Raw genomic sequence first — 5,281 nt, forward strand, 5'->3', positions numbered from 1 at the left:
TCGGTCTTCATTTTAGCCCCTATAAAGCCCAGTACGGTAAATGTAACAGTCGCCGTGGCAAAAGCCATTAAAACAGCATTTCCCGCTCCAGCATTTAAGTAATATTGTAATGTTGGTGCTAATACAAGCCCCGTCACAAATGCAAAAGCAAGCAATAAACCGTAACCGATTTTGGAGGCACTTTTACTGCGTCTTACAAAAATCATCGCAATCAATAATGCAAATTCCAAAACAACCAGTGGAATATAAAATGCGAATGGAATCTCACGGCCAATAACCGTCCCAACCGTTGCCATCACTAAAGAAATAACAAACCAGTTGAGCACTTTTTGCATAATTTCGGCTTTTGTAACGCTAGCCGTAGCGTGTTCTGTACTTCTGTATGTTTCATTCATTTTGTTCTACTTCACTCCAATCTAGTATTTATACATACAAGTATATCATTTCCTCCAATGTTTTAAAATACTAAATCACTTCAATCATACCAAAACCCATTCCCCGCATCGACCCAATGCCCCCTTGTACGAAATGGTTAAGTAAATATGGCTGGCCAATTATTTCGAATTTCCCAAGTGAACACGCTACGTGAAGATTATAACAAATAACTACAGTTTTCTTAATGGCCACTTTTCTAAATTGAAGTGCTTCAATGTCTGCTTTGACATATTCACCGAATTTCTCTCGTAATTGAAAATATAAATTTCGCTTTAGAACACGCTCAAAAGCCTCTTCCTCCCACCAATAAAACCAATCCTTCTTTGTTTCTTTATTATGATCTCGACATACGATTGGCGATAAAGTTTTAAAGGCGATTCGTTCGGAGATTATCGCTTCTTCTTGCATGATTTGAATATTCTGTACACGAATTTTATTCATCTCCGAAAATGGCAGCTGCTTTCCCCTAACATTCATCAAAGCATTATAATAATTAATACCTAATTCAGCATCTGCTGTTGCAAAATTAATCACAATTTGATTTTGCGACAATTTAATAACTCCCCCATTAAAAATTGGTTTTGGAAGATAGACAGAAAATGTAAAGTTCTTTTGCTTGTTCCCGCTATACATCTCTTTATATTTCGCTTCATTCGCCCTTGAGAGTCCCGCTTTCATAACACTCACAACTTTGCGTCTGTAGTCAGCAGGGATTTTATTAGACAACAGCTCGCAATTGATTTTTAATCTCATCCCACTCCTCCTCTTGATTGTTTCCACCCAATACTAATATATCACCATTTGGCATATACATCCAACGAAAACCATCCCTTTCTTTATTCCTTTTTCTTTAGTACAATATAGGTGATAAAGCTGTTTAAACAAGTCAGCAAAATTGGAGGGAAAGACCTTGGGGAAAGCTGTTTATCAAGCAATTTACGCCGATTTAAAGAAAGACATTGACGAAGGTCGCTACTCCTTCAAAGAGATGTTGCCAACCGAATACATGCTAGTGCAACGATTTGATTGTAGCCGTAATACTGTCCGCCGTGCTATTTCAGAACTCGTGAAAGACGGTTACGTTCAGAGTGTCCGCGGTAAAGGTGTCATGGTAATTCATCAACACGAGTCGATTGAATTCATGTTTGGCGGCGTTGAAAGTATGAAAGAATCGCTAAATCGTAACCATAAAAACTTTCATACTAAAGTGGTTCATTTTGAACAAATAACAGTTGATAAAAAATTAGCAAAAAAAACAATGTTACCCGAGGGGACAGATGTTTACTATATTAAGCGACTACGACTAGTGGAAAATGAGGCGTTGATTCTCGATGTGAACTACTTTGATGTTACGATTGTCCGTGACTTAACACCAGAAAAAGCCGCTGAATCGATTTACGAATATATTGAAGAAGAACTTAACGTCAAAATCGTGACATCCAAACGGTACATCGTTGTTGAAAAAGCATTGACTGATGACAAAAAATACATGGACTTAAACGGTTTCGATTGTCTTGCCGTAGTTAAAAACTACACATATGACGCAGATGGAACAATGTTTGAATATACCGAATCCCGCCATCGCCCAGATCGCTTTGTCTTTTTTGACTCCGCACAACGTTTAAAATAAGTCAGCTTCCCCTTAACATGTCATAATTAAGGAGGTTGCTATGCACATATACTAGTTGTATAAGACAAGGACAATCTCCGCATATGGCAGCCTTACAAAAGGTTATCACAGCAATTGGCATCCAGCATCCACGAGTGAAGAAGAAATGTTCCCATGCTGTCAAAATGTTAACCGAAGTAGGCTTAACACCAGAACAAATGAAGCGTCCTGCCCTGCAACTCAGCGACGATCAACAACAACGTATAACCATCGCTAAAGAATCTGACACCACTTTGACCTTAAAAAATAAACAACCAGTAGAAATCCTCTAAATTATGTGAGTCTCGCCAATGATTGGTGAGGCTTTTTTTGGTCTCCATAGAAATATGTTTAAACAAATTTCAAAAAAAAGCTTGCATAAGTTGTTTAAACAACTTATAATAAAACCAATGAAATCGATTACATTTTGATTAACTCAGAAAGAGGGGAATTTAAAATGGTAAAGGTAACAAAGAAGAACGTTGCGGCGATTATTGCAGCGATTGGTGGCGAAGATAATATCAATATGGCAACACACTGTATCTCCAGACTCCGTTTTCAATTAAAAGACGAGTCTATCGTAGACGAAGCGGCCTTAAAAGAAATCGATATTGTACGTGGTAATTTCAGCTCTAATGGGCAATATCAAGTCGTTATTGGACAAGGCACGGTGGATAAAGCATACGAAGAACTCATTCGCCAAACAAATGTCAAAGAAGTAACGACTGTTGAATTAAAAGAAGAAAACGCAAAGAAACTCAACCCATTGCAAAAAATCGTTAAAATGCTGGCCGATGTATTTATTCCAATTTTGCCAGCGATTGTTGCGAGTGGTCTTTTACTTGGTATTAATAATGTTTTAGTTGGTGTTGGGATTTTTGTAGAAGGTAAGTCGCTTGTGGATATGTATCCGAATCTGGCGAGCATTGCCGGAATGATTAGTATGATTGCTGGAACAGCGTTTGCATTCCTGCCGGCGCTTGTTGGTTGGTCTGCCGTGAAGTATTTCGGCGGAAATCCGTTAATGGGGATTGTGCTTGGGTTAGTACTTGTAAATCCTGCGTTAATGAGTGCATATGAGATTGGTGTGAAGGAACCGCATTACTGGAATTTCTTCGGACTAGAAGTTGCACAAATCGGTTATCAAGGTCAAGTCTTGCCGGTATTAGTCGCTGCTTGGGTATACGCGACGATTGAAAAAGGATTGCGTCGTGTCATTCCAGATGCGTTCCAATTACTTATTGTGGCTCCTGTGACGCTACTTGTGACGAGTGCCCTGTCGTTGATTGCGATTGGACCGATTACGCTTGCTATTTCCAACTGGATTACAGATGGTATCGTTAGCTTATCTAATGTTTCACCGATGATTACTGGAATTTTATTTGGTGCTTGTTTTGCATTACTTGTTATTACTGGGATGCACCACGCGTTTCTGGCGGTTAACTTACAACTTATTTCAACAACTGGAAGAACAATGTTTTGGCCAATTCAAGCGTTGTCTGATACGGCGCAAGGTTCTGCCGCGCTGGCAATGGCTTTTGTGACACAAGATAAAAAGAACCGTAGTATCGCGCTCACTTCTGCCCTCTCTGCTTATCTCGGGATAACCGAACCAGCAATGTTTGGGGTCAACTTGCGAGCCAAGTACGCATTTGTTTGTTCGATGATTGGCGCTGGTCTTGCTGGTGGTTTCATCGCTTATAATGGTGTTATTTCGCAATCGATAGGTGTCAGTGGATTGTTCTCGATTCTTTCGATTACAAGAGCTGGTTGGGGTGCGTATGCGATTGGAATGCTTATCGCGATTGGTGTGCCGTTTGTGCTCACTTTCATTATTGGCTTAGCAAGACGGAAACAAGGAAATGCAGGATTTTAGGAGGATGTTTCATATGAATAACGAATGGTGGCAAAAAGGGACGGTTTATCAAATTTATCCGCGTAGCTTTTATGATACGAATGGAGATGGTATCGGCGACATCCGCGGGATTATCGAAAAACTAGATTATTTAGCAAAACTTGGCGTGGATTTGCTTTGGCTAACGCCGATGTATGTTTCGCCGCAACGCGATAATGGCTATGACATTGCGGACTACTTCGATATTGATCCGCAGTACGGGACGATGGCTGATTTTGATGAACTTTTAGAGCAGGCACATCGGCGTGGGCTCAAAATTATGATGGATATGGTAGTCAATCATACGTCCTATCAGCACCATTGGTTTCAAGAGGCTTTGAAGGGTAAGGATAATCCGTATCGTGATTATTATATTTGGAAGGACCCTGCGGCCGATGGTGGACCGCCGAATAATTGGCTATCGAAGTTCAGTGGTTCGGCTTGGGAATTGGATGAAGCATCTGGCCAGTATTATTTACACTTGTATGAGGTCGGGATGCCTGATTTAAATTGGGAAAATCCAAAATTGCAAGAGGAAATTTATAATATGATGGCTTGGTGGGGCGAGAAAGGAATCGATGGTTTCCGCCTCGACGTGATTAATAATATTTCTAAAAATCCGGATTTCCCGAATGATTCGTTGGCAACTGCGCAGGATGATGGGCGCAAGTTTTATGTGGATGGACCGCATGTGCATGAATATTTGCATCAGATGCATCATCGTGTGTTTCATAAATACAATTTGGTAACGGTTGGTGAGATGTCTTCTACAACGCCAGAGCAATGTATTAAATATACGAATCCGGAGTGCGAGGAACTGAGTATGGTGTTTAATTTCCATCATATGAAGGTGGATTATCCGGGTGGGAAGAAATGGGCAAGTGCGAAGTTCCAGTTGACGGACTTGAAGCGGATTATGGCGGAATGGCAATTGAAGATGGCGGCTGGTGGTGGCTGGAACGCCTTGTTCTGGACGAATCATGATCAACCTCGTGCTTTGGCAAGGTTTGCGAATGACACGATTTACCGGGAACAAAGTGCGAAATTATTGGCGATTATTTTGTTCGGATTGCAGGGCACGACGTTTATTTATCAAGGTGAGGAAATCGCGATGACGGATGCCAATTTTACGGATATTTCGCAGTATGATGACGCGGAGTCGCGGAATGCGTACGCGCACTTGCTTGCGGATGGTGTGACGGCAGCCGATGCGCTGCAAATTTTGCGGGAGAAATCGCGGGAAAATGCGCGGATTCCAATGCAGTGGGATGACACACCACACCATGGTTTCACGTCTGGCGAGC

At 41.2% G+C, this 5,281-nt stretch carries 6 protein-coding genes; 4 read left to right on the forward strand and 2 right to left on the reverse strand.

What is annotated here, in order from left to right; genetic code table 11:
• Positions 1-395 (reverse strand): Bax inhibitor-1 family protein (locus PRIP_RS09925; RefSeq protein ID WP_036101051.1); only part of this gene is annotated, 395 nt, incomplete at its 3' end.
• Between the two features lie 70 nt (positions 396-465).
• Positions 466-1,188, reverse strand: coding sequence for a CRISPR-associated endoribonuclease Cas6 (gene cas6, locus PRIP_RS09930; RefSeq protein WP_036101052.1), 723 nt, complete (start codon positions 1,186-1,188; stop codon positions 466-468).
• Between the two features lie 157 nt (positions 1,189-1,345).
• On the opposite strand from cas6, the gene treR reads away from it, so the two are divergent.
• From treR to PRIP_RS09950, 4 genes are all read left to right on the forward strand, one after another.
• Complete coding sequence (treR, locus tag PRIP_RS09935) at positions 1,346-2,065, forward strand: trehalose operon repressor (RefSeq protein WP_036101053.1); 720 nt, start codon at positions 1,346-1,348, stop codon at positions 2,063-2,065.
• An 83-nt stretch (positions 2,066-2,148) separates the two neighbouring features.
• Positions 2,149-2,376, forward strand: a complete 228-nt coding sequence (locus PRIP_RS09940) for a P-loop NTPase family protein (RefSeq protein WP_149023811.1) — start codon at positions 2,149-2,151, stop codon at positions 2,374-2,376.
• A 164-nt stretch (positions 2,377-2,540) separates the two neighbouring features.
• Positions 2,541-3,959 (forward strand): PTS trehalose transporter subunit IIBC, encoded by a 1,419-nt coding sequence (treB, locus tag PRIP_RS09945; protein ID WP_036101055.1) that lies wholly within the window; start codon positions 2,541-2,543, stop codon positions 3,957-3,959.
• A gap of 13 nt (positions 3,960-3,972) precedes the next feature.
• The coding region (locus PRIP_RS09950; protein WP_036101056.1) for an alpha,alpha-phosphotrehalase at positions 3,973-5,281 on the forward strand (1,309 nt) is incomplete at its 3' end.

The organism is Paenilisteria riparia FSL S10-1204 (assembly GCF_000525995.1).
Taxonomy (GTDB): domain Bacteria; phylum Bacillota; class Bacilli; order Lactobacillales; family Listeriaceae; genus Listeria_A; species Listeria_A riparia.